Origin of the sequence: Vibrio sp. Vb2880, from assembly GCF_033337975.1 — a bacterium.
GTDB lineage: Bacteria > Pseudomonadota > Gammaproteobacteria > Enterobacterales > Vibrionaceae > Vibrio > Vibrio alginolyticus.
Window position 1 is genome coordinate 1 of record NZ_JAWORT010000015.1, and the last position, 21,538, is coordinate 21,538.

At 39.1% G+C, this 21,538-nt stretch carries 25 protein-coding genes; 21 read left to right on the plus strand and 4 right to left on the minus strand.

Annotated features, from left to right (window positions below; all coding sequences use genetic code 11):
* Together R7M92_RS16170 and R7M92_RS16175 are read left to right on the plus strand one after the other, a co-directional pair.
* A partial coding sequence (locus tag R7M92_RS16170; protein ID WP_225468083.1) for a Tn3 family transposase occupies nucleotides 1-682 on the plus strand: 682 nt, incomplete at its 5' end.
* Between the two features lie 127 nt (nucleotides 683-809).
* Nucleotides 810-1,001 (plus strand): hypothetical protein, encoded by a 192-nt coding sequence (locus R7M92_RS16175; protein ID WP_225455764.1) that lies wholly within the window; start codon nucleotides 810-812, stop codon nucleotides 999-1,001.
* Between the two features lie 894 nt (nucleotides 1,002-1,895).
* Here the strand turns inward: R7M92_RS16175 and R7M92_RS16180 are convergent.
* Together R7M92_RS16180 and R7M92_RS16185 are read right to left on the minus strand one after the other, a co-directional pair.
* The gene (locus tag R7M92_RS16180) at nucleotides 1,896-2,258 is read right to left on the minus strand and encodes a hypothetical protein (RefSeq protein WP_025634091.1); all 363 of its coding nucleotides are present in this window, start codon (nucleotides 2,256-2,258) and stop codon (nucleotides 1,896-1,898) included.
* Between the two features lie 86 nt (nucleotides 2,259-2,344).
* Nucleotides 2,345-2,629: a hypothetical protein gene (locus tag R7M92_RS16185; protein ID WP_138058896.1), complete on the minus strand. Its 285-nt coding sequence runs from the start codon at nucleotides 2,627-2,629 to the stop codon at nucleotides 2,345-2,347.
* A 753-nt stretch (nucleotides 2,630-3,382) separates the two neighbouring features.
* Here R7M92_RS16185 and R7M92_RS16190 point away from each other — a divergent pair.
* The 8 genes from R7M92_RS16190 to R7M92_RS16225 all read left to right on the plus strand — a co-directional run bounded on the left by R7M92_RS16190 (nucleotide 3,383) and on the right by R7M92_RS16225 (nucleotide 9,089).
* Nucleotides 3,383-3,931, plus strand: a complete 549-nt coding sequence (locus tag R7M92_RS16190) for a hypothetical protein (protein ID WP_025634097.1) — start codon at nucleotides 3,383-3,385, stop codon at nucleotides 3,929-3,931.
* An 11-nt stretch (nucleotides 3,932-3,942) separates the two neighbouring features.
* Nucleotides 3,943-4,281: a hypothetical protein gene (locus tag R7M92_RS16195; protein WP_025634098.1), complete on the plus strand. Its 339-nt coding sequence runs from the start codon at nucleotides 3,943-3,945 to the stop codon at nucleotides 4,279-4,281.
* 11 nt (nucleotides 4,282-4,292) lie between these two features.
* Complete coding sequence (locus R7M92_RS16200; RefSeq protein WP_025634099.1) at nucleotides 4,293-5,630, plus strand: hypothetical protein; 1,338 nt, start codon at nucleotides 4,293-4,295, stop codon at nucleotides 5,628-5,630.
* Between the two features lie 105 nt (nucleotides 5,631-5,735).
* Nucleotides 5,736-6,053 carry a hypothetical protein gene (locus R7M92_RS16205; RefSeq protein ID WP_025634101.1) on the plus strand — a complete coding sequence of 106 codons (318 nt, stop codon included), beginning with the start codon at nucleotides 5,736-5,738 and terminating at the stop codon, nucleotides 6,051-6,053.
* A 34-nt stretch (nucleotides 6,054-6,087) separates the two neighbouring features.
* Entirely contained in the window at nucleotides 6,088-6,249 is a 162-nt protein-coding gene (locus R7M92_RS16210; RefSeq protein WP_170926990.1) for a hypothetical protein, read from the plus strand.
* Between the two features lie 64 nt (nucleotides 6,250-6,313).
* Nucleotides 6,314-6,961, plus strand: a complete 648-nt coding sequence (locus R7M92_RS16215) for a hypothetical protein (RefSeq protein ID WP_042776360.1) — start codon at nucleotides 6,314-6,316, stop codon at nucleotides 6,959-6,961.
* Nucleotides 6,962-7,206: 245 nt separating this feature from the next.
* Nucleotides 7,207-7,623: a hypothetical protein gene (locus tag R7M92_RS16220; protein WP_025634104.1), complete on the plus strand. Its 417-nt coding sequence runs from the start codon at nucleotides 7,207-7,209 to the stop codon at nucleotides 7,621-7,623.
* A gap of 308 nt (nucleotides 7,624-7,931) precedes the next feature.
* Nucleotides 7,932-9,089 carry a tyrosine-type recombinase/integrase gene (locus tag R7M92_RS16225; RefSeq protein ID WP_025634105.1) on the plus strand — a complete coding sequence of 386 codons (1,158 nt, stop codon included), beginning with the start codon at nucleotides 7,932-7,934 and terminating at the stop codon, nucleotides 9,087-9,089.
* Here the strand turns inward: R7M92_RS16225 and R7M92_RS16230 are convergent.
* Nucleotides 9,086-9,808: a hypothetical protein gene (locus R7M92_RS16230; protein WP_025634107.1), complete on the minus strand. Its 723-nt coding sequence runs from the start codon at nucleotides 9,806-9,808 to the stop codon at nucleotides 9,086-9,088. The two genes, R7M92_RS16225 and R7M92_RS16230, sit on opposite strands and share 4 nt — an antisense overlap.
* 178 nt (nucleotides 9,809-9,986) lie before the next feature.
* Here R7M92_RS16230 and R7M92_RS16235 point away from each other — a divergent pair, with 178 nt between their 5' ends.
* Nucleotides 9,987-10,349, plus strand: a complete 363-nt coding sequence (locus tag R7M92_RS16235; RefSeq protein ID WP_025634109.1) for a hypothetical protein — start codon at nucleotides 9,987-9,989, stop codon at nucleotides 10,347-10,349.
* 3 nt (nucleotides 10,350-10,352) lie between these two features.
* Nucleotides 10,353-10,790 carry a hypothetical protein gene (locus R7M92_RS16240; RefSeq protein ID WP_025634110.1) on the plus strand — a complete coding sequence of 146 codons (438 nt, stop codon included), beginning with the start codon at nucleotides 10,353-10,355 and terminating at the stop codon, nucleotides 10,788-10,790.
* Here R7M92_RS16240 and R7M92_RS16245 read toward each other — a convergent pair.
* Nucleotides 10,787-11,278 carry a hypothetical protein gene (locus R7M92_RS16245; RefSeq protein WP_025634112.1) on the minus strand — a complete coding sequence of 164 codons (492 nt, stop codon included), beginning with the start codon at nucleotides 11,276-11,278 and terminating at the stop codon, nucleotides 10,787-10,789. The two genes, R7M92_RS16240 and R7M92_RS16245, sit on opposite strands and share 4 nt — an antisense overlap.
* Nucleotides 11,279-11,592: 314 nt before the next feature.
* Between R7M92_RS16245 and R7M92_RS16250 the strand changes: the two genes are divergently transcribed.
* The 9 genes from R7M92_RS16250 to R7M92_RS16290 all read left to right on the plus strand — a co-directional run bounded on the left by R7M92_RS16250 (nucleotide 11,593) and on the right by R7M92_RS16290 (nucleotide 21,537).
* Nucleotides 11,593-12,147 carry a J domain-containing protein gene (locus R7M92_RS16250; RefSeq protein ID WP_025634113.1) on the plus strand — a complete coding sequence of 185 codons (555 nt, stop codon included), beginning with the start codon at nucleotides 11,593-11,595 and terminating at the stop codon, nucleotides 12,145-12,147.
* On the plus strand, nucleotides 12,134-12,658 hold the full coding sequence (locus tag R7M92_RS16255) for a hypothetical protein (RefSeq protein ID WP_077202328.1): 525 nt from the start codon (nucleotides 12,134-12,136) through the stop codon (nucleotides 12,656-12,658). Before R7M92_RS16250 ends, R7M92_RS16255 begins: the two co-directional genes overlap by 14 nt.
* Nucleotides 12,655-13,584: a type IV secretory system conjugative DNA transfer family protein gene (locus tag R7M92_RS16260; protein ID WP_025634116.1), complete on the plus strand. Its 930-nt coding sequence runs from the start codon at nucleotides 12,655-12,657 to the stop codon at nucleotides 13,582-13,584. The genes R7M92_RS16255 and R7M92_RS16260 overlap by 4 nt, the downstream gene beginning before the upstream one ends.
* An 8-nt stretch (nucleotides 13,585-13,592) precedes the next feature.
* Nucleotides 13,593-14,735 (plus strand): ATPase, T2SS/T4P/T4SS family, encoded by a 1,143-nt coding sequence (locus R7M92_RS16265; protein WP_025634117.1) that lies wholly within the window; start codon nucleotides 13,593-13,595, stop codon nucleotides 14,733-14,735.
* 376 nt (nucleotides 14,736-15,111) lie between these two features.
* On the plus strand, nucleotides 15,112-15,759 hold the full coding sequence (locus tag R7M92_RS16270) for a hypothetical protein (RefSeq protein ID WP_025634121.1): 648 nt from the start codon (nucleotides 15,112-15,114) through the stop codon (nucleotides 15,757-15,759).
* The gene (locus R7M92_RS16275; RefSeq protein WP_025634122.1) at nucleotides 15,759-17,396 is read left to right on the plus strand and encodes a hypothetical protein; all 1,638 of its coding nucleotides are present in this window, start codon (nucleotides 15,759-15,761) and stop codon (nucleotides 17,394-17,396) included. Before R7M92_RS16270 ends, R7M92_RS16275 begins: the two co-directional genes overlap by 1 nt.
* Before the next feature lie 17 nt (nucleotides 17,397-17,413).
* On the plus strand, nucleotides 17,414-18,976 hold the full coding sequence (locus R7M92_RS16280) for a hypothetical protein (RefSeq protein ID WP_025634123.1): 1,563 nt from the start codon (nucleotides 17,414-17,416) through the stop codon (nucleotides 18,974-18,976).
* Nucleotides 18,966-19,706, plus strand: coding sequence for a hypothetical protein (locus tag R7M92_RS16285; RefSeq protein WP_025634125.1), 741 nt, complete (start codon nucleotides 18,966-18,968; stop codon nucleotides 19,704-19,706). The genes R7M92_RS16280 and R7M92_RS16285 overlap by 11 nt, the downstream gene beginning before the upstream one ends.
* Nucleotides 19,707-19,713: 7 nt before the next feature.
* A complete protein-coding gene (locus tag R7M92_RS16290; RefSeq protein ID WP_025634126.1) occupies nucleotides 19,714-21,537 on the plus strand; it encodes a GspE/PulE family protein in 1,824 nt (607 codons plus the stop codon).
* The last annotated feature ends 1 nt before the right edge of the window (nucleotide 21,538 follow it).

Here is a 21,538-nt window from a genome sequence, read left to right on the forward strand (position 1 = left end):
CGCCTTACTGGATCTATGCGGTTACAGTTTTGCACCGCGATACGCGCAGTTCAGTAGTGTCATCAATGATCTGTTTGATGTGACTGAAAGTGAACAAGGCAGCACCATACTGGCGCTAAAGAAGCCTATCAGAACGAATGTTATTACAACGGGATGGCAAGATATCAGGCGTATTGTTCTGTCACTTCAGACAAAGCGGACGACACAAGCAATGCTGGTAAGAAAGTTGTCTGGTTACCCTTCTGGACACCCAATATTACAGGCTCTGACGGAGTATAATCGACTGGTTAAAGCGCAATATTTACTTGACTACATCGACGATGCCAGTTTGCGGCAGTATGTGCAACGTGCCCTGAACCGGGGAGAAGCATGGCACTTCCTTAGACGAGCCATTGCGTCGGTGAATGGTGATCAGTTCCGTGGCAAAAACGAGTCTGAAATCGCTATCTGGAATGAATGCGCAAGATTGCTTGCCAATGCGCTCATCTACTTCAACTCCGCGATACTGAGTCATCTTCTGGGACACTTTGAAGCGACAGGTGATGAAGAAAAAGCGGCTATCACTCGTGCTGTTTCGCCCGTTGCATGGCAAAATATCAACTTAAGCGGGACGTATAACTTCACCAATACCGGAAAATTGCCTGATATTAGTGAAATTACGAAGCCAATCGTGGATGATTAAGCTTGGAAACGAAAGTAACCCACAGCTGGAGGCTATATAATACAAAGCCTGTAGCATTCTATGTTACTTTAGAGGGGAAAATCCCTAGAACCCCTTCTTGGCTCATAGTTATTTCCAAGCTAAAGCTATGGATTTTATGAACGCGTCTGGGCGTAATAAGATGATTACAGGGTTGGAAAAATCAATAGAGTTGTTCAATGAGGTTGAGGACATCCTAAACCCAATCACAATGACTGTCGCAGCAAAGTATGGGTTAACCGAGGAAGTTATTGCAAATATTCAAAAACAGGCTCTGGAAGATGCGAAAACCGACCTTTAACAAACGACTATGGCGTCAATAACTAATTTTTAGCTATGTTCTAATCCTACATGATGCATCTCTTAGCATATCACAACCATCTTGCGAACACATGCAATAATAGCAAGCGTTTAAGGTTTCAAGATGCTTTTTCTAATCTGACAAAAACGTTTTAATACACAGCTCTAAAACATTTTTGTCCAGATACGTGTTCCAGCGGATGGTCAGACAACCAGTATGATACTTTTATAGTCAATTGTTGTGAGATTGAAACATGGTAGTACCAATTGGTATGAATCTTTATTTATGTCAGCGTGACATTTAGAACGGTACTGACAGGCTTACTTGAACATTTAGTATGAAACTTTATTTCTCTCCCAAATCTACGGGGACTTCAAACCATAAATATACACGGTATCCACCACCTAAACTACACCACAAGCCGCTGTTACGACACCAATAACCTTAACTACCTCACTCGCTTTAACTCGAATTAAGCGAGCTTCGCTCGCAAAGAATCAAGCTCCCTTTCGCGTCTTCGACGCTAACGAATAAGGGCTTCGCCCTAAATATTTCTACTCCTTGGTGGCTTCGCCACTGCTAAGACCCCCTGGAAAAAAGTTTGGCGTAGCCAAACATAGATATGGATAGATAAAGATAGAAATAAATCGATATGAATAGTATTTACCAATCTAAGAAGCGGCGAAGCCGCTGGTTCTCCCAGGGGGGAGAATGCTCAAGAGGCGGCGAAGCCGACCTTATAGTTACAGCACGTGCGGATGGAGCGAAGCGGTGGGGGAGAGGCACCAATGAGTACCTTAAAGTGTGGTGGATACCGTGTATAGTTGACTAATTTTTGTTCGATAGTGGTTCAAATGAGGTCCGATTTAGACCTCAATATTTGAAAACGAAGTATTAAGTTAAAGCTGATAATGGCCAAGCAAATGTACTCAATGAGTTGTCTGACTCTTTGATTTTCTCCACAAGGTCATCCGCTCCGACTTCAATACCACATTCATACAGTCCATAAACCTCTTTTACAAAGAAAGGTTCGTCCGAACTAGTGTCCTTTACCATTTTTCGATTAAGGCATTCATTAATAAATGTTCTAGAGACATGTAAGTTCTCAGGATGTTGCCTGTTCCAGGTATCGATCGTATGCATTCTGGAATCTTTGATATGAGCGAGGTGCTGACTAATTTGTCCTCCAATTATCGACACTATGACAGTAATCGAAAACAATATTACTTTTAGACTAAGACGGATCGCAGATTTCATGCAGTATTCCTATTATAGAGGGGGATTTATTCTGATTTGGTGCTTAACGAGGTTGTTTGTGAAAGCTCTATCAAGTTGTAGTTAGGTCATGACATAAAAGGAACACCAGCCTTTTCTAGGTCTTGCCATGTAAGGGGGGCGTTCTTCACTGTACGGGGTGTTTCAAAGTGAACATTTTCGGCTTCTGAAATAAACATTCCTCTATCAGGATTTAAAAGATCCATGATTAAAGTGCCATCGGGATGGACAATAAACTCCAATTGATATCCCTCCGGTACATTTGGCCATTTATAATCCTCAGGAATGATGCCTTTAAGCCTTTGCGAGACAATGGAGACTGTCAAAACTTCATCTTTATCAATTTTTATCATATCAATCATACTCTTCGTTAATATTTGTACCAAAGCTCATATGGAAACTAAGTTGATCAAATTATCAACTAGCTCAGCATGAGGTTTTCCTAACATACGTATTAAAATATATGGTAACATTAGTATTGTTTTTTATACGCGAATGACATCTATTATTCAATGTTTAGTCTAGACTGCCTAAGAATGGTTGAGGAAAAGCTAATGTTTAGAACAAAGTATTTACTGATAGCACTATCTTGTACTGCTTTGATTTGCCTGATTTTCTTTAATAGCGGAGCATACAAAGACAATTTCGAGGTGGTGGCCAAGGTATGTGGTCTACTATCACTAGCTAGCTGGCTAGAACGTACAAAGCAGATATAACAGATAGTCGTCATGTGGCCAAAACCTATACATCCATATCTACTTAAAAAGCATGCGTACAGGTGTGCTCTAGATCCATATCGACACACGTTGATGACACTCCAGAACTATGACGACCTGATAAACCTAGATCTGCAGGTGCTTGATACTCTCTATCAACTAGAACATTTGATAGTCAGTCATTTAGAAAAAATGACAAACCATCATATTAACTCAATTACTAGTGGTAAGTACCTTTTCGGCTTGAAACTAATAGAGGCGGCTATACACAGACTTCCAGTACCGACATTCGAAAATATTGAACTGACATCGCGATCAGATAACGGCGTAAGACAAATCCTCGCGATAAAAGTGTTGTAACTGAGAATATTTGAACTAGGAGACTCAAGATTGGAAAGCGCAGTAACTAAAACAAGATGTACTGCTAAGCGCAATACATCAACGAACATCGAAAGGGCATGCTCTGCTAGTTTAGAAGAATTACTTTCAACCTATAAATTAATTGAAAGTATGGGAAGGTATGATCCTCTCTGGATCTCTTTCGAAAGAAACAGAATTGAACAAATTTGCAAAGTTAAAGAATGGACTAGGGTTGGTTTAAAAGAGCTCAATTGTATTTTGTCTTTGAAAGATATGATTAAGCTCGCCAAGAAAGAACCTAACCTAACACCACTACTTGACAGGTTATCAGGGTGTTATCGCGTTAGAAGTACCAATACTTACATGGTAAGTACCTCAAGCGAACTCGATTTGTTGAAGATTGAATTTACAGCAGCAGCACGATTTACTGTCGCAAGTTGGATGTACATTGCATTTTCTACCCATTTTGAGGACGGAGTTGAGCTAGGTTGGTCAACCATTGATGCAATATTCGAATCTCAATCACTCCCTTCAACACATCCAGACACATGGACAATGGACAATTTCTTATACATCTAGGAGGTAATAATATGATGCATTACAAAGACTCTGTATTTTCACCAGAATGGGGGCAGTTCACCAGAAGAATAGTTATATTGGCATTTTCTCTAACAATTGTAGGTTTAGCTGCATGGCGATTCTCTCAATTAGAGTCTTTTAATCTGCTTTATATAGTAATTCTTCTTCTTGGTATCCTTATCCAGGGGCTATACCCAATTTATGCTGAACGCAAAGAATTGAGACGCAAGCTTTACAGAAGACACTTGAGTACACTTAATATTGATATTCTCGAGAAGTATTTAAATCAAGCTGAAAGCGATATAGAACGAGATTTGATAGAAGACACCATTTCAACAATACGTTATTGATTGGTGATTGAATGGATATCAAATTCGACACTACTGAAATCTATCACGAGAATCGACACCAAAACCTTATGCGTATAGTCAACCAAGACTACAACCGTAAGATTCAGAACTTATGTAGACATTTAGATATGCCTCACTTGGCCAGTTATCTCAGCCACAGATCCAAGCCTCAGAAGAACATCAGTCACAGACTAGCTAGAAACATAGAAACAAAGCTCGGTATGCCTATTGGACAACTTGATGAGGCCATTTCTACCATAAATGTAGACCCAACAATTGATGATAACCTCCCAATTGACAAGCTTGCCAGATCTAGGAATTTAGAGATCCTATTGACCCTTATAGGGAATGGCAATATTAGCAAATTGAACTCAGAGCTAGGTTGTCATTTGAACAATCATTTAGGGCCCAATAAATCCCGTATGCTAGGAAAAAAGTTAGCAACCAGAATTGAAACTAAACTAGGGCTACGCCCTGGCACCATGAGCGTGAAATGTACTTTCAATGATTTTCTACCATATTTAAACAGGGACCAATTGACTAGGCATATCGAGTCTAAACAAGAAGAGTATGATGAACGAATGTCAAAACGTAGAATAATAATTGAACAAAGGAATGATATCGTGAGCCAGATGTTGAAGAAGATAGCCAGCTTTCTGGAAGGCAGTGGTACACATGAAATATTAGAGGATTCTGATATTAGAAAGGTGTATATCCCTGTGCCAAACCACAAAAATGAACTCCCAATATTAGTTAGCTGCGAAACTAAGCCATCAAACAGATTCTTAATTTTATGCTCTAAAGGTATGACAGAGCGACACGATAAACTCACAAACATGATTTTAAGCGATAGGGATAAGTTTGAAACAGATGTCGGTGAAATGGACCATTATCCAAAAATCGCTGTAATAAACGCCTATGACCGAGAGTTGGCGATGCCATCGTTGAATAACCCAGAAATTACATTAATTATTAAAAAGGCTTTGTATCAGCTCAGTAATTTGACAGACGACTATTTGCTAGCAAAGTTTAAGTTAAAAACGGTATATAACGAACTAGTAACCGCACAACTCCAATACGTAAAGTCATTCAGTTCTGTGCAAATCATTAAAACAAAGGAGCTGTTACATCGAGGTTTTTCAATACCCAATATTAAGTTGCGTGGAACAAGGGAACTTAGCCACTCTTTACTAGTACCAGTTAGCAATAGCAAAGATACCTTAAGAGAAGTACGGGAGTTTGCAAAAGGAAGTGGTACTGACTTCGTATTGCCCATCTGTATAAATAATGGCAATGTGGTGTCAGACCAATTTGTGCCTACCAAGACCTGGCTGGCCAGCCACATATAGATACAAGCTTGATCATAACCATATAAAAACAAAAGATAATTGATACATACTTGGTAACATCTTAGTATGTGTCAATATGGTTTTTTTTTACGCAAAGTAGGAAGTATGTTGTTCTTTCTTGAAAAATTGGGGATCAAGGCAGCGATGCACTGTCGGCTCGTGAATGGTAATCAAGAGCATTTATTATGGGGACTGGATTGGAACTCGAAAAGAGCACTACTTGAGTCAAAAAATCGCTGGTTTTGGCTACCTTTACAAAATGTAGAAATATCGAATGTTACAAACATAGTCGATAAACTTTCGGAGTTTTACGCTTCACATGATGAAAAGATATTAGGTGTAAATTGGCTTGAAGGCACACTATTGATATCTAAAGATACTCACTTGGATTGGGTTACCGAAGAAGATCTCGAGCTTCCTTAAATCATAACCTAACTGTTTAAAGAAGGATTAATTTATGGCCACTGTTGCAGCATTACCTTTCCCTCAACTACCTGAGTTTTTTTCATTTTTCGCAACAAACCCCTACGGAATAGTAATTAGTTTACTATTAGGATTGATCATTAGTGGCGTTGTGTTGAGAGGACTAGTTGATCTGTTTAGAGGTCAACAAAAGTAATAGCTCAATTTTGTTTAGTTTTTAGATAATACAATTTAAGACTTATAACCTGATGAGAAGCGGCATGTTAGAAAGAACAATGGAAAGAGAGCTCATCTTTCATGGTACACGAGCTAAGGAGTTTGATAAATTTGAGTTAGGCATGCTAGGTACAGGCGAAGGCTGTAATGATGCTAATGGATTTTACTTCGTTTCTAATCTGAAAGGAGCATGCTATCACGCTGACTATAAAGCGAGGCAGGTAGGTAAACCTACCGTATATGTGTGCGCAATAAAGGAACAAGCTAAAGTAGTAACTATTGGTAAATCCATTTCTATGCACCCCAAATATCTACAGCAACATTGGGATAAATTACCAGTGTGGATATCAACTAAGAGGGGTAAAGAATGGTACTCAGAACTTGCAAAACCACCTGAAAATCGAATACACAATGACCTAATTGATTTGAATGAACGGAAACGTTGTCATATTTTGCGTGAAAACGGTATCGATATCTTAAAGGATTTTGAGAGTGGACAATTTGTAGACGGTGGGTATCATGGCCGTTCTCATTTAGTGTTAAATCCAGACTCTATTGATATAATTGAGACTTTAAATGTAGAAGAAATATATGATGAAATATCTGGGAGACCCAAATTTTACCACCTCCGTAAAGAGCCTTGTATATTTGGTAAATCAAATATTTTAAGCCGACTTTGCGAGTATGACTGAGTATATTTTGACCCGTTTAAATCTTTCAGATATTAAGTTTAACATAGACATTGTTCTAGCATACCCAGGTTAAATATCAAATTGAAAGGGCTGGTGGGTGTTTTATAACCAGCCTTTTTGATGAACAAATAATATTTAAAACTAGATATAACTAGTCATGAAATACAATTATTGTATTTCATGCATTGAATATTCCAAAACAATCCCCACCTTAATACTAATACTAACAATAAAACGGATATAATATGTTCGACTCACTTAAAAGCACCTTTCCCTGGTCTATTATAGCTATCGTTGCTGTATCTGGCTCTGGAGTCGTCGGTGCAAAACTATACAAAGAATATCTCAAAACTACCGGGCCAGCAGTTGTTCAAGGCATTTCCGACAACGAAGCGTACAAAGACTTTGTTGACTGCCTGACGGTGGTAGATTTAGAGCGTTCTAGCTTAATGGAAAAATGCGACAGTTTCTATTTAGAATACCTACCAGCTAAAACAGATCCGAGTTACAAGAAGAAGATCATAGAAGTTCAACAGCTAAAGCCAGAGTGGATTGAACAAACCTACCAGAAATTAACTTGGTTACGATCTGACTATGGACTTCCTGATTATCCACCACTGGAAGACTTATCCAATGGTCAATTGACTTCAGTAAGCAACTGATTTCAAACCTAACAGCACAAGGCAACTTTAAATGTTGCCTTTTTTTTATCTATATTCAAGTAATATTCCCTTACGCAGTCTAGCAGACTATGTAGAACCATGGGTTATTATGTGGGTTTTACTTTAGTAGCTCGCTTTGTTTTCGTTAAGCTAATCTTCGAATAATTCATATAAACTCAACAAACAAATAACACTGTATAAATAGACATGATTATAAAGTGTAGTATAATTTGAGTTATATTACACTTTTTGGCCGTTAAGGTTAGCGTTACAGGTGACAGCGTAACACTTTATTTTTGGAGGTGAACGTGGAGATTACTAAGCAAAATTTACCAATTCCTGCATCCGGATTAGAAAAGATTAAGGCATTAGAACTAGGCAATAACAAAGAAAAAGAAAATCTTTCACGATTTAAAATCCCTTTGCCTGAACTTGACGGTGCAATTGATCCTGATCACCCAAACCTAAAGACAATACTAGATAACATGGCCATATTCGAGGCTACACGTGGTGGTTTTTCGAAGGCAACACAAAAAAACATGTTTTCCGCTGTTCGCTCTTGGATAAGATTTACTGAGTATATTGAATTAGCCTACGCATTTCCTATACATCCAAGAATGTTTTACTACTGGATACTACACCTAAAAAATGAACAGAAAGTGTCTTATGCGACTCTAATGAGCCGAAAGAACCTCATAGCCATATTTTTGAATCAACTAGGATTCGCCAACGTAACTGAAGACAAGCTTATAAAAGACTTTTTCAGGGGTGTAAAAAAGGATATGGCAGAATCTGATTTATCAAAGGTAGAGCAAAAAGTTGCTTCACCATTCAGAGCAAGCGATTTGAACAGACAGATCGAAATAGTTGGGACACTTGAACAAGCTGGGCCAAAGCTTTTCAAAGACCTAGCATACATGACCATTGCATACTCTACTGCTCTTCGAGAAGAAGAGATCTTTACTTTAAAACGTAAAAACGTCATCATTTCTGGTGACACTGTCACTATAGTGAGGACAAAATCTAAGACATCTGCAGCGCCACCCAAAAAGTCTATCATTGGCAGGTATGCAGGGATCGTGAAGAAATATATTGAACTTGTAGAAAAAGGAGTTGAGCTTTACAACCATGTAACCCCTTCAAGTCCAGTCGAAGATCAGGAATATTATATTTTTGGTTGGATTCTGAAAAATGGACAGCTTAAGGACCCATTAAAACCTATGAATGGTGTATCCGTACTTAGATTGTTCCGTAAAGCATATGAACGACAAAGTGTATTTAAAGGTCGTTGTTGGTCAGGGCATTCGGGACGTTGTGGAGCGGTAGTTGATGGGCATGTCGTTCATAAGATGAATGCAGTCGACCTTATGTCTATTGGTGATTGGACAAATATGGGTACTGTTAAAAGATATCTGAGAGCTACCGGTCACCTAGAAGCTTCAAATATCGAACTACAAAAACACTAAATCAAAGCTATCTGACGCAGAATTCGTTCTTGGTCCAAATCTGGAAACGCAGTAGCGAAGTAGTGTTTAGTAGCCACTTCTAATTGGGCCATAAACTTTATCTTTTGGGCGATGTTTCCTGTAAGGCTTATTGTTTTACCGGAGATGATTGTGCTTACATAAATCGAGCTCTCTTTAAATCCTATAGACAATGGCCCAGTTTGTTGTTGGTGAAACTTTAACTTGAAATCAAGGCATTTAAGGTTTTGAAGAAATAGGGAATAAGCTTGAATAAGTTCAGTGTGAGAAAAGGCAACTGAGATTTTGTTGTTCCAATCACTTGAGCGACCGTTATGTTCTGGGCAAATGTCTACAACAATTGAAATTAGGTTGTTAGCTATGTTTCCTAATCGAATCACCGCTGCACAATTTAATGACTTGTTATAGAGATTAATTTGACTATTTGGGTGGAAGTAAGCGTTTGATTTTGTGGCAGAAGGTTGCACTGATTGTGACTTGCCGCCAACTTCAGATAGACGAACGTCCTGCTTTTGTTGATTAAAGGCGTTCAAACAGACATCATTGCTTGGCAAAGTTGTACTTTGTGGGCTTAGGTGTTTATCGTGTACATTAACAATTCGATCTGAGGTTTTTTCTGATACTACATCCTGATGATTCAGATCATCTGTTATGTCAGAAAACTCGTTGTCTGGTTGAAATTCCCATGAATTTACACTCATATCGCCCCCAAAGTAGTACGTTAGTTGTCAAAAAAATGGCAAATACCCTTGTTTATGTATATCTTATATTGATACATAAGCAAGATTTATAAAGACTGGACTGGTTCCTGGTGAAGCAAAGAGGAGTTACCTTTGCCATCAATAGAACCGATGGGCACAAGCTTAAAACAAAAAATATATGAACCCAATCTCTCTAAAGACATTACCAAATTTTACAAGCTATGTGCTTTCTATTTCAGAGTACTTGCTCTTAAATGTTCTTGAAAACGACAAGAAAATCATAAAGAAAATTCAAAGCGGTGATGAGCTACCTCTACCTGAAATTAAAAACTCTTTAGATCAACGATTTGAAGATCTAAAGTTAGAAATATTTGACTATGAAATCCTTAAGTCAATCGCTATGAATTATCCTCATGACCACTACGCTGAAAAAATCGTGTCTTGTAACTATGACTATCATATGACAATGACCTGGTTCAAGAAGGCTATTCTTCAGTCATCTGTTAGACCACTTGCCTTTGCACAGCTTGAGTTAGGCTAAAAAATGGATTTAGAAAAACTCAAAGTGTCAGTTGAAAAGTTCTCAAGTCAGAACTTTCAAAAACAACAAGATATTCTCCAACTACAAAATAGAATGATCGGCACCATTCTACAAATCAGACTAAGTGCAATACCACCAGCTCGAAGAAGTGAATTCGATAATACCAGTTTTACAAATTTGCCAAGTTTGCTAACAAAATGGCAAGTTAATCCAAATGCTGTACAAGATATCAATTTCTTTCTGAATGAATTTGAGACAAAGTTTGGCAGGAGATTTGACCATATTAGCTTGAAGAGTGTTGAGAAAGCTAATGTACTTGAACCTAGTCAACAAACAATAAATCAGAGGCTAGAATCTTGTATAACTGGACCAGTAAATGAAAAGGACGCCATTGGTATCAAACAACAGCGTCCTGATAATGACTTCGACTTTTCTCGCTAGTAGAGCCCTTCCATAAATGCCTCATCATCAAGACATGCTCTTTCAATTTCCAAGAACTCTTCCATTTTACGTAAGTAATAGGACTGCTCTTCGAAAGTGATTTCATCAAACAAAAATTGATATCCGCTCATAGGTGTAGATGAAACTATTTTAGAGAGAAAGTGCTTTGACTGTTTAGTAAAGCCAGGAGAAACAATAAGCGCCGAAACATTGTTGGCTCTAATTGTTAGAAGTTGAGTTTGGCTAATAATTTCATGTTCTGCGTCTAGCCAACCTCGAGCTACCTTTAACTTTTTCTCTAAAAGCCTAGCGCTACGGTCTGAAACATAGCTTTCTTTTGAATTAAGCCTAACGTCACGATGATTAATACCTAACCGTGAAACTAATTCAAGATTAGCCTCACGATTGATTAAATATGCCGCACCACCTTCATTCTGTTTTGTAGCGAATATGTCGGAGAACAGTTCGCTGTAATGATTCTTATCCATAAATACTTTCTTATTTTTGAGAATAGACGCAAATAATCATGTGACTTGTATCTAAACATTAACTGCCGTTATGTCTAATTTTTACCCATGAAGAGTGAAACTTAAATAAATTTTCATCATTTGTTGCATATGTGTGAGCTATATCCCTATTTGTAGGTCGCATTACGCAAATATTTCTACAATTTGTTGAGTAATTAGTCTATTGAACCGATATCACTTCTGAGACTAGCAAATTGAAACTAACATTTGACTCAATAATAAGCCTATGCTAGCAGCTTTTGCTATTGTATTTTAGACAAAAATGGCATAGATTTATGCTATTATTTGCTATTAGACATCTTATTGTGTTCGAACTAATTAAAGAAAAAATATTGGGTTTGGCTTCCATACTCATCACTTCTTTCGCTGCTACATATTATTTGTCCGCGAGTTATACATTCGGTGTTTTCACGAGTGCCTTATTTGGCATCGCATATTTGTACTTTATGCAACGGCAACAACAACAATCGGTTAGAAGAAAGGAAGCACAAGCGAAGATACGTGGGTTTGGTTATACAAACTCAATTTCCTCTCAGATGGAAAGACCCTCTAATGCGAGTAGATCTCAAAGTTCTCCGACTCTGAATGAACAAAACCCATTTAACTTCTCTGAAGAAGAAGTTCAGGCTTTCAAATTATTAGGGCTACCTATTACGTCCCTCAATATTTCTGAAATCAAGAAAGCCTTCCATCAAAAAGTTAGGTATTACCACCCAGACATTAACCAAAACATCAGTACGGATGAATCAATCATCACTGTTTCAAATCTGAATACAGCTAAAACACTTTGCATCAATGCAACGAAGAGGAAACAAAATGAACGTCTTTAAGCTTTCTAGCATAGCATTCGCTTCTACTCTACTTCTTGGGTGCGCAACTAATGAAGTCAAAGATTTAAGGCACTTAGAAAAGAGCCCTGAAGAAAGGGCTTTTGGCGATCTTGAGCCATATGCAGTTGAAATGCTTGACGAGCTCCGATTGTTAGCAAAAACGAGAAGTGCACATGCACAAGCACTTAAAGGCCCTGAGCAGAGAAGGCAGGAGCGCATGCTCTCTACAATGCTGTTACCTGGTTTTGAAAAGGTTGTTGACTGGAATTGTGATTGTGAAGTCGAAACTGCCGTAAAAGGTATTGCTGAGACAGTAGGTTATGGTTCTGATCGAGTATTTACTTATGGCCAAAAACCACCTGGTGGCGTGTTTGTAAGTATTAAACTGAAGGATCAACCAATAAACGACGCAATAAAGATTATTGACTCTGAAAAGGGTGCCCAGGTAGACATCATGGTCGATAACCGACTTAAGACGATTGTCGTTAAATACTTGGAGACAAAAGCGTGAGAACCAATACTGCTATTTGTTTAATTGCTAGTCTATTTTTCAGTGTTACCACTTTGGCAGATGAATCTAAGCGCACCTATTACAGCTTAAGTGAACTAAAAGATGTAAAGGTTAGACAACAACTAGTAAGCGATGGTGAAGAGGCACTCAGAATTGAGTCGATCCGCGAAAGAGCTGAAGAAGTTGGCAGTGCGAATGGTTATATAGCTACGATGGAGCGCTTAACAGATGTAGTGGATAGCAAGTCTCACCTCTTTGACCGCTTGCTACCTTTCGAGCATCTCATTAACGCTTCTGCAAATCTAAGTTCAGGTGAAGCCAAGTACCTTCGTCCAGGTATGGTAGACAAAGTAGAAGCTCATGCCGCGATAACGCGAGACACAAAAGCTACGATTATCAGGACCGATAATCTTGTCTATCGATTGAGAGAACAACCTAAGCCTGTGTTGAGGAAACCGCATTGGTCTGACTATCTCTACGACAAAAATTCACTTACTCCGACCACATTAATTGACGAACTTTTACCTAGAAATTCAGAAGAATTGGAGATCTTCAACTCAGCTCTTGATGAGGGATGGGCCATGGGCTCAGAACAAGCAATTGCTGAGATGAGAACTCGTGTAATTAATGCTTTTATTGACGCAACAGCCATGATCCGTTACGTGAATTTAGTTGAGTCCGGATATATAGAAAAGCCAGATATGATTATTGAAAATGTAGGAATTACGGTACAAGGAGACCAATTAGGTTTAGGCACTCAGTTCATATCTTTGAGTGGTGAGGCAGTTTGGCAGACAAACTCTGATCTCTATTCTTCACCAGTAATAAAAGACCCTAGGGGCTCTGTACGTAGGGATGCTGTTTCTAAAGTAGAAACTGAAGGCCTTACTCACGACCAAATTAAATCCATTCTCGTTGAAGAGTGACACCTACCATGAATGATATTCCATTAATACCTGTTTCAAGCGAAATGACACAAGTAGATATCGAAACTGTCATATGGAAAGCAATTGAGTACGGTGCTTCAGACATTTTAATAGACTGTAACTATCGAATCAGAATCGATGTAAACGGGCAAATCAGGGAAATCACTGATAAACAAATGCAACCTAACGCATGCCGTAATATTCTTGAATATATGCTCGGCACCAAAAAATCGCTGATTAACAATGTTAATGCAGCTACTCCTACGTTTTTTGCATTCGTTACCAAAAACCCCAATGATCAATCTCAGATTAGGAGTTTCCGCATTGCAGCTATTACCTCAAGGTCACTTGAATATGGAAAGACCTATAAGATGGTTGGTAGGTTGAACCCTAAAACACCAAAGGACGCAGAATCTTTGGGTATAGAGCCGGAGCTAGTCAATCTTGTAAAGCATAACCGTAAAGGTATTCTTATGTTTGTGGGAGGGGTAGGCACAGGCAAAACAACTACTATGGCCGGAATTGTAACTTCAGTGCTAAAAACTCCCAGCCTTGGTAAGCATATCTTAGTTTTTGAGGACCCACCTGAAATTAATTATGAGGGAGTAAAGATTGCTCCTGGTAACAGTATTTCAGTTCATGAAGTAGGTTCAGTTGAAACAGACTCCGATGTTCAAAGTTTTAATCAAGGCCTTGAAGCTGCTCTTCGTCTTCGTCCAGATATCATCGTTCAGGGCGAAATACGAAGTAAAGAATCAATCGAAAACGCATTTAACGCTTCTAACACTGGCAACTTCTTGATGGCTACAATACATGCAAACTCTTGCGAGACAGCGATGAGCCGCATCTACAATATGATAGATGGAGAGAATAAGCTGGCTGTATTAGCTGGTTTTATTAGTCAACTCTCTGGCATTGTCGCTCAGATACTAGTTAGAACTCTCGACGGTGAAAGGATTGCTGTTAGAGAAACCCTATATCTAACTGAAGAAATCAGAGAAGAAATGCTGAAGTGTAAATCTGACACAGAGATATCTGTAGTAGTAAGAAGGCACCTAAAGGAACAAGAGCTTACCTTTTCTCAACAAATCGCAAACCTATATCACAACAGTGAAATTGGGCCAGAATATCTCCTTATGGAATCAGAATAATGGAATATAAACCGAAGCTGGATAGAAAAGCGGTACAAAATGCGATGAAAAGACCACTTTTCCTACTTATGGACGGGTCTACTATCGTCCCGGTTTTGACATTGCCAATAATGTTCAGCTGGAACTACCTTAAAGCCATGTGTGTTTTCTATGTATTAATGTCTTTAATCTCTCTTACCAAAAGGACACCATTAGAGTTTTTTATACACCTCCTGTCAAAATACAACCAAGGCAACAACTTGCCATATCGAAAAAACGAAATTTGGAAGCCAGATAACCGATAAGAAATTGTTCTTATTCGTAGGTTACCTTACAGCTTCGTTTGTTGTTTGTTATCCGAAAATGACGTATATTTATCAAAATAATAGGGGTTACTATGATGAAATTAAGATTAATTTTACCTTTACTCGTGATGAGTAGCGCGCAAGCGGGGGTTGTATTTACTGAATACGAGTCAGATACCGCTTATGGTTTAAACGACATCCAATCTAAAGTCGGTTACCAAAATAAATTACCTGCTCACGAAATACTGAATGCTTTAGCACCAGCTGGTTGGCGGGTAAATATTGGACCAGGCATCTCTTCCCACCAATTAGCCTGGGTACCTTCACCTAATTGGCGCAGTGCTGTTGCTAAGATACAGGAACTAAATTCCGGTATTTATATTGTTCTAAATGAACAAGAACGAGTGTTGGCTGCATCCAAAAATCGTGAACACCTTACGTACCTTCAGACACGAACACCAAAACTCTGGACATTAGACCCTAAACTGTCACTCAAAGAGAACTTTGAGGTTTGGAATACAAAGTCCAATATCGACATTATTTGGGGCTCTAAATACGACTTCCCTGTTAAATCACGTTCGGTATTGATTGGTGACCTAACAGGAAGAGACGGAGTCTTAGATAGAGTGCTTAAGGAGACGTTAAAAACAAAAGAACCACTGTGGATTAGTTACAGCCCTGAAATTGGTGCTGCTCATATCCTAAAAGGCGGTTCTACTGAAAAAGGGACTTACCAGTAATGAACAACACATTGAAACTTAAAGCTCTCACACTAACCATTATCGCGCTTGTCAGTGGTTGTAGTACTCCTGGTAAAGATGCCAATAGAGTTGCGACAGCACAGGCAGACGCTGCCACTGAGACGATTCAAAAACACAGACTTAAACCCGGTATAGATCAGAGCGTCTACAGCGAAGACAATAATTACGTTATTCTTGGGGAACCTTTCAAGTTAAAAGAAAGGCAAGACCTTCCAGAGATTTTTCTTACCCCGAGTAAATTCATGTCATATCGCTCTAAACCCCTTAGCGACACGATTGACTATTTGAACAATAAGTATGCCTCGTATGGGGTTTACATTAGCTTTACTAGCGACGCTATCAAGTATCTTAACCAAGACTCTGGAAGTTCCAAAGCAAGCGGTGGTACAAGTGATTCTACTGGTGATGATTTAGACGTTTCGGCACTTTATACAGATACGAACAAAGGGTCACTATTAGATGGCGCAAAAGTGTCTATTTCCCTGAACTTTGAAAAGCACGTTGCTTTAAAGCAAGTGTTGGATGCTATCGCAGCAAAAACCAACCTATGGTGGAAATACCAATCTGATGGTCGTGTATCCTTTTACCGACAAGAAACTAGACACTTTCGGATCGACCAATATGCTGGTAGTACAACTTTAAAATCAAGTATCAATTCGTCTACTAGCGGTGGTCAGCAAGGCGAGGGGACAAGCTCTCAAACTTCGAGTTCTCACTCATATTCATTTGACCGTGACCTAGGGAAACCAATGGACCAACTCCTCAAGGGGATTAAATCCATTGCTTCTGAAGATGCAAAAGTAGAAGTGTTACCTGCACTAAGTATGGTTGCTGTAACTGACACACCTCGAAAGCTGCGAATTGTTGAGAACTTTATTGATGAGTCAAATTCTACTGCTGGAAAGATGATCAGGCTCGATATAGAGCTATGGGAACTGATCACTACAGACGAATCAAATTACGGCATTGAGCAATCTATTAAATACGCTAAGAATGACTTCGAACTTAAAATCGATGGAGTTCCAGTTGGTGATGCAGCTAAGTTAGGTGGTTTAGGGCTGAGTATCGGTGATGGTAGCTTCAAAGGCACTGAAATGGCATTGAAGGCTCTTCAGGGGACTAAATCTCTTTCGCTTAAAAAGTCAATTACGACAACTGTACCAAACAATGATGTTATTCCAGTCCAGTTCGTAAATGAAAAGAAATATGCGGATAAAATCGACCAAAGTGTATCTGGTGATGTTGTAACACAATCTGCAAGCACAGATACAACAACAAACGGTATTGTTTTCTTAGCTTCACCACGTGTTAACTCAGATGGAACAATTGCTGTCCGTATCGTAACTGATGTAAGTACCTTAAATGCAATTGACCCACTAGAAGTTGGTAATACACAACTTCAACTAACAGACAGAACTGTTACTGCCATGGTTAGCGCTAGAAATATCCGTTCAGGCGAAACAATGGTTATGACTGGGTTCGAGCAAGTGATTGACAATGGCCAAAACCAGTCAGTTCTAGGCGATTTGCTATGGATGTTTGGTGGCAATGACTCTAATGCTAAAACACGCTCAGTGATGCTAGTAATTATCACGCCTCATATCGAAAAAGTTTAACCCAATTAGGTCCTTTTATGCAGTCACTAGAAGAACTTGGATTTGATAGGCACTACATCGGTTTAGATTGGTACGAGGTTTCAGAATCCGATAAGACCATCCATATCAAAAATCTGGTTAACAAATACGACGCTACAAATGCAGTAATTGTTGAAGGGTCAACAATTGATGATGCACCAAAATCAACAATCGGTTTCGCTCAAAGCATAACGACAAAATACTACAGCGCGGCGGCAATCGTCGCTCGCGCTATTTGTGTCGATCACCCGAATGCTTTCTTCATACAAAAGCTACCATCCGGTAAATATTGGTATCTTTTGGTAATTGATAAGTGCCCAGCTGGTGGTGAGAATGATTTGGTATTTGAAACGGTGGAAGAAGTTATCCAACAGATCTTCGACCATTATCAAATGTACGATCTTCATCACGTAAAATTACGCTATGTAGTCCCTAATGAGATAACAGAAAATATCTCAGAACTATTTGAAGAGTCACGTTCAGAGTACCAACAGCACTCATATGACGTCATATGTGAAGCTGTACCTAATGAAAAGTTCGCTCAAATTCAAACAATTGAGCAGCTACTCAACACAAACCCCCTATCAAAGATAAAACCATCCCACATCGTATTTGTGGCTCTTGGAATTATATTTTTGATAGGTGTGCAGGTATATAAATCTAACTCCAAGCAAGAGTATGTAATTCCTGACATAGATTCAATGGTGAAGAAAGCATCAAGCAGTACTCTAGCTAAGCAAGCTGAAAACGATTTGAATCATAAAAAAATCGAGAGAATAGACAAGGCAAATGCAACTAAAGAGGAAGCAAAATGGCTTACTCAACGTTTAACCGCATCAGATCCTAAAAAGGTCATTTTGAACCTTAAAGCCTATATTAACTCTCTTCCTGTTGATGTTGGTGGATGGTTCCCAATGACTGTCGATCTCGTTACCAAAGGAATCATTACTAGAGACTCATCAACAGTAGACAAACCAGCAGACCAAGAGTTTTTTCATGAGACGACCGTTTTGTGGAAAAACGGAGGGACAACGGTTGCCAATTTTAGAGACAACATCGAATTCGATGGAACTATCACTTATTCACTCTCTGGAGAAGAGATTACTACGTCTCAAATAGTACCGCTTCCTAAACCAGACCATTATTTTGATGAAAGTGACGCTTTTATCTTCATAAAGGAAACTCACGGCCACTACCTAGACTTACTAACCTTCATTCAGCAACAAGCAGAGAAGACACAAGGAAGACTGTACGGAGCGATTTCAGCAAACCGCAAAACAGAAAGGGAGATCCCTTTTAAAAACGAAACATATTCCACTGAAGTAAGAAACCCACAAATAGATTACACCGTTGTGAATGTACAACTTTCGTTAAGTGGGTTTGGTTGGGCATTTAACTATTTGGACCAACTAGCTAACGATATCGACAAATTTAAAAGCATGATTATACAGAGCATTTCGATAAATCTGGAAACAGAAGAGATCGTTCTTAAGATGCAGTACATACACGAAAGTAGCATTCTTAATCAACAAGACAAAGAGGTTTCATTACGTGAAAATTAATACTATTACCCTATGCATCGCGACCCAATTGTTGAGCTTTACAACTTTTGCAAATGATCAATCCGGGCAGACTTACCAAGACATCCAAAAACAACGAAGCCTCTCTATAGAGGAAAACAAATCACTCTCGCAAAATGAGTTGATACGAGCCCAAAAAGAGCATGCTAATAAGATGTTAATGCTTGACAATCAGTATCAGCAGCTTTTGATAGAAAATAACAAATTACTAAACGGTGGGCCTGAACCGAAAAAAGAGAAGGCATCGGATGAAGAGCGTTTAGCAAAATTCCAGGAGGAGACTAGGACAAAGCGTAGAGCTCAACGAGAAGCTGAAGTTAATGCTCTGCTAAACGAAATGGAAAAACAAATCTTCGTTACAGATATTTATGAGATAGCTGGTCAGTTGAAAGGTGAGTTTTGGCATAAGGGGGCTATCCAAACTTTAAAAGAAGGGGAGAGCTTTGGGGACTGGTATGTAGATTCACTGTCATTTCAAGGCGCTGTAGTCATGCCTTTCGATTATTCAACTCACAAAATGGACAAATCAAGAGCACGACATATCACGGTTAAAACCTCTGACGAAGCAATTGACCGCTTTAAGAAAGCGCAAACATTCCGAGACCGTATTATCGAGCAGAAGATTGGGGAGCTTTCAGAATCAAGTATGTTTGGAGCCCCGGCGCCTACATTAATTAATGACTCTCCCTCTCAAGGTTTAATGTTCAAGTGAGAATTTCATGACTAGTACTAACTTAGCAGAGTATAGACCTGCAACCAGCATTGTAGAATCCAGCGCAAACGAATACGACATTTTGTCAGATTCAATTTCTGGTGATTTAATAAAATACTTTGGTAGTCGTAGTAGCTCTAGTTCACACTTCTTTAACGACTTAACATACGACACTAGAGAACAACTTCCTTGGGCCTTAGGTGGTATCATTGACAAGGACAAAGTGGCACATCCAGCTTATGGTAAAAAATTCCTTATTTCGGATGGCCATATTCAAGGTATGGATGAAGGATACAACTACCTTACCGTCTTAATGACAGAAGACTTTTCAAAGTCAATCACACAAGTTCGAGCGACTATCAGAGATGATTTGGGATATACCGATCATACTCATACAAAAGTCATTAATCTTAAGTGCTCAGAAGACCTAATCCTATTACTTGCTGATGTCATCTTCATGGGCTCTGAAGAAAACCAATCTAAAGATGATGAGGGCAGAAGTTTTAAAGCGATCACTGCGTCTGTTTTAGAATCACACCCTGCAACGTCAGACATTCACTTTGAAGTATCTAATATACCTGGCAACACGTTAGTACGTATACGTGTAGATGGCGATTTAATTGATTTCAAAGAATATACATACGATAGGCTTTACGAGACGGTTGATGTTGCTTACAACATCATCGGTGGGGATGAAGCATCCGGCTCTAGCATCCAAGGTAACAACCTAAGCTGGAAAGAACCTCAATCTGGTAAATTTATCTACACGTATAACAATACTCAAATTGAAATGCGTGTTGAATTTGCACCAAGAGAAACTGAGGGCGGTGGAGATCTAGTATGCAGGATTACCAGTAAAGGGGAGAAATCCTCTATAAGAAAGCTAGATAAAGCTGGATATCACCCAGTTCAAACGCTGTTGATTAAAAAACACTCCAGTAAAAAACAAGGAAATATACTGTTTGCTGGTGTTACAGGTTCTGGTAAGACCCAGTCCATGTATTCAGTTATCGATTACTTACAAGACCTGTACAAATCTACTCGGAAGTTTGTTACTGCCGAAAACCCTATCGAGATGAACTTAGAGGGCGTTTCACAAGTTAACTTAGAAGATAACTCTAGCGCTTCTGATAATGAAATGAACACATTAACCAAGCAGTTTGAACGAATTTCCGAAAGCTTCATGCGACTAGACCCAGATATCATGGGTACAGGAGAAATACGTTGCTACAATTCAGCAAAATTTGCAATTGAATCTGCCCGAACTGGCCATGTATGTTTCTCAACAATACATGCCGCATCTTCTTGTGATGTACCAGGTCGCTTGGACGGTTTCGGAGTAGCTAGATCAGTCTATCAATCATCAAACACCCTAACTGTCATCATTGCTCAGTCTTTAGTACGAACCGTGTGCCCGTCCTGTAGTCGAAGTTATGATGAGCTTCCGAATAACTCTCCATTAGTTTATTCATTAATACAAAGCTTATCTTCCCTAGAGTTACTTGAGTACCTGCCGAACATACGTTTCGCAAAGCAAGGTGGGTGTGAAGAGTGTAATTATTCTGTAGATGGCCGTGTTGGACGAACACCTGTAGCTGAAGTCTTGGCGCCAGATCAAACAATCAGAAACCTATGGGCTAAAAACGAAGATGATTTGGCTAAAGCTCATTGGCTAAACACTGGTGGTTTTACTAAGTTAGAGCACGCAATTTATAAAATGTGCAAAGGGGTATTGGACCCTGAGATGATAGAACGTGAAATCGATCAACTTGTGGTCTCTCGATTAGATCGTGAAGAGCTAAATGTTTCTCTCTACCACCCAGAGGTTTAAT

What these genes read in the sequence shown, in the direction of transcription:
- R7M92_RS16270 (WP_025634121.1), top strand. Translation starts at nt 15,112, where the DNA reads ATGATGAAATTAAGATTAATTTTACCTTTACTCGTGATGAGTAGCGCG.
- R7M92_RS16280 (WP_025634123.1), top strand. Translation starts at nt 17,414, where the DNA reads ATGCAGTCACTAGAAGAACTTGGATTTGATAGGCACTACATCGGTTTA.
- R7M92_RS16250 (WP_025634113.1), top strand. Translation starts at nt 11,593, where the DNA reads ATGCTATTATTTGCTATTAGACATCTTATTGTGTTCGAACTAATTAAA.
- R7M92_RS16230 (WP_025634107.1), bottom strand. Translation starts at nt 9,808, where the DNA reads ATGAGTGTAAATTCATGGGAATTTCAACCAGACAACGAGTTTTCTGAC.
- R7M92_RS16185 (WP_138058896.1), bottom strand. Translation starts at nt 2,629, where the DNA reads ATGATAAAAATTGATAAAGATGAAGTTTTGACAGTCTCCATTGTCTCG.
- R7M92_RS16275 (WP_025634122.1), top strand. Translation starts at nt 15,759, where the DNA reads ATGAACAACACATTGAAACTTAAAGCTCTCACACTAACCATTATCGCG.
- R7M92_RS16210 (WP_170926990.1), top strand. Translation starts at nt 6,088, where the DNA reads ATGGCCACTGTTGCAGCATTACCTTTCCCTCAACTACCTGAGTTTTTT.
- R7M92_RS16245 (WP_025634112.1), bottom strand. Translation starts at nt 11,278, where the DNA reads ATGGATAAGAATCATTACAGCGAACTGTTCTCCGACATATTCGCTACA.
- R7M92_RS16205 (WP_025634101.1), top strand. Translation starts at nt 5,736, where the DNA reads ATGTTGTTCTTTCTTGAAAAATTGGGGATCAAGGCAGCGATGCACTGT.
- R7M92_RS16220 (WP_025634104.1), top strand. Translation starts at nt 7,207, where the DNA reads ATGTTCGACTCACTTAAAAGCACCTTTCCCTGGTCTATTATAGCTATC.
- R7M92_RS16265 (WP_025634117.1), top strand. Translation starts at nt 13,593, where the DNA reads ATGAATGATATTCCATTAATACCTGTTTCAAGCGAAATGACACAAGTA.
- R7M92_RS16175 (WP_225455764.1), top strand. Translation starts at nt 810, where the DNA reads ATGGATTTTATGAACGCGTCTGGGCGTAATAAGATGATTACAGGGTTG.
- R7M92_RS16215 (WP_042776360.1), top strand. Translation starts at nt 6,314, where the DNA reads ATGTTAGAAAGAACAATGGAAAGAGAGCTCATCTTTCATGGTACACGA.
- R7M92_RS16195 (WP_025634098.1), top strand. Translation starts at nt 3,943, where the DNA reads ATGATGCATTACAAAGACTCTGTATTTTCACCAGAATGGGGGCAGTTC.
- R7M92_RS16255 (WP_077202328.1), top strand. Translation starts at nt 12,134, where the DNA reads ATGAACGTCTTTAAGCTTTCTAGCATAGCATTCGCTTCTACTCTACTT.
- R7M92_RS16235 (WP_025634109.1), top strand. Translation starts at nt 9,987, where the DNA reads ATGAACCCAATCTCTCTAAAGACATTACCAAATTTTACAAGCTATGTG.
- R7M92_RS16240 (WP_025634110.1), top strand. Translation starts at nt 10,353, where the DNA reads ATGGATTTAGAAAAACTCAAAGTGTCAGTTGAAAAGTTCTCAAGTCAG.
- R7M92_RS16180 (WP_025634091.1), bottom strand. Translation starts at nt 2,258, where the DNA reads ATGAAATCTGCGATCCGTCTTAGTCTAAAAGTAATATTGTTTTCGATT.
- R7M92_RS16200 (WP_025634099.1), top strand. Translation starts at nt 4,293, where the DNA reads ATGGATATCAAATTCGACACTACTGAAATCTATCACGAGAATCGACAC.
- R7M92_RS16290 (WP_025634126.1), top strand. Translation starts at nt 19,714, where the DNA reads ATGACTAGTACTAACTTAGCAGAGTATAGACCTGCAACCAGCATTGTA.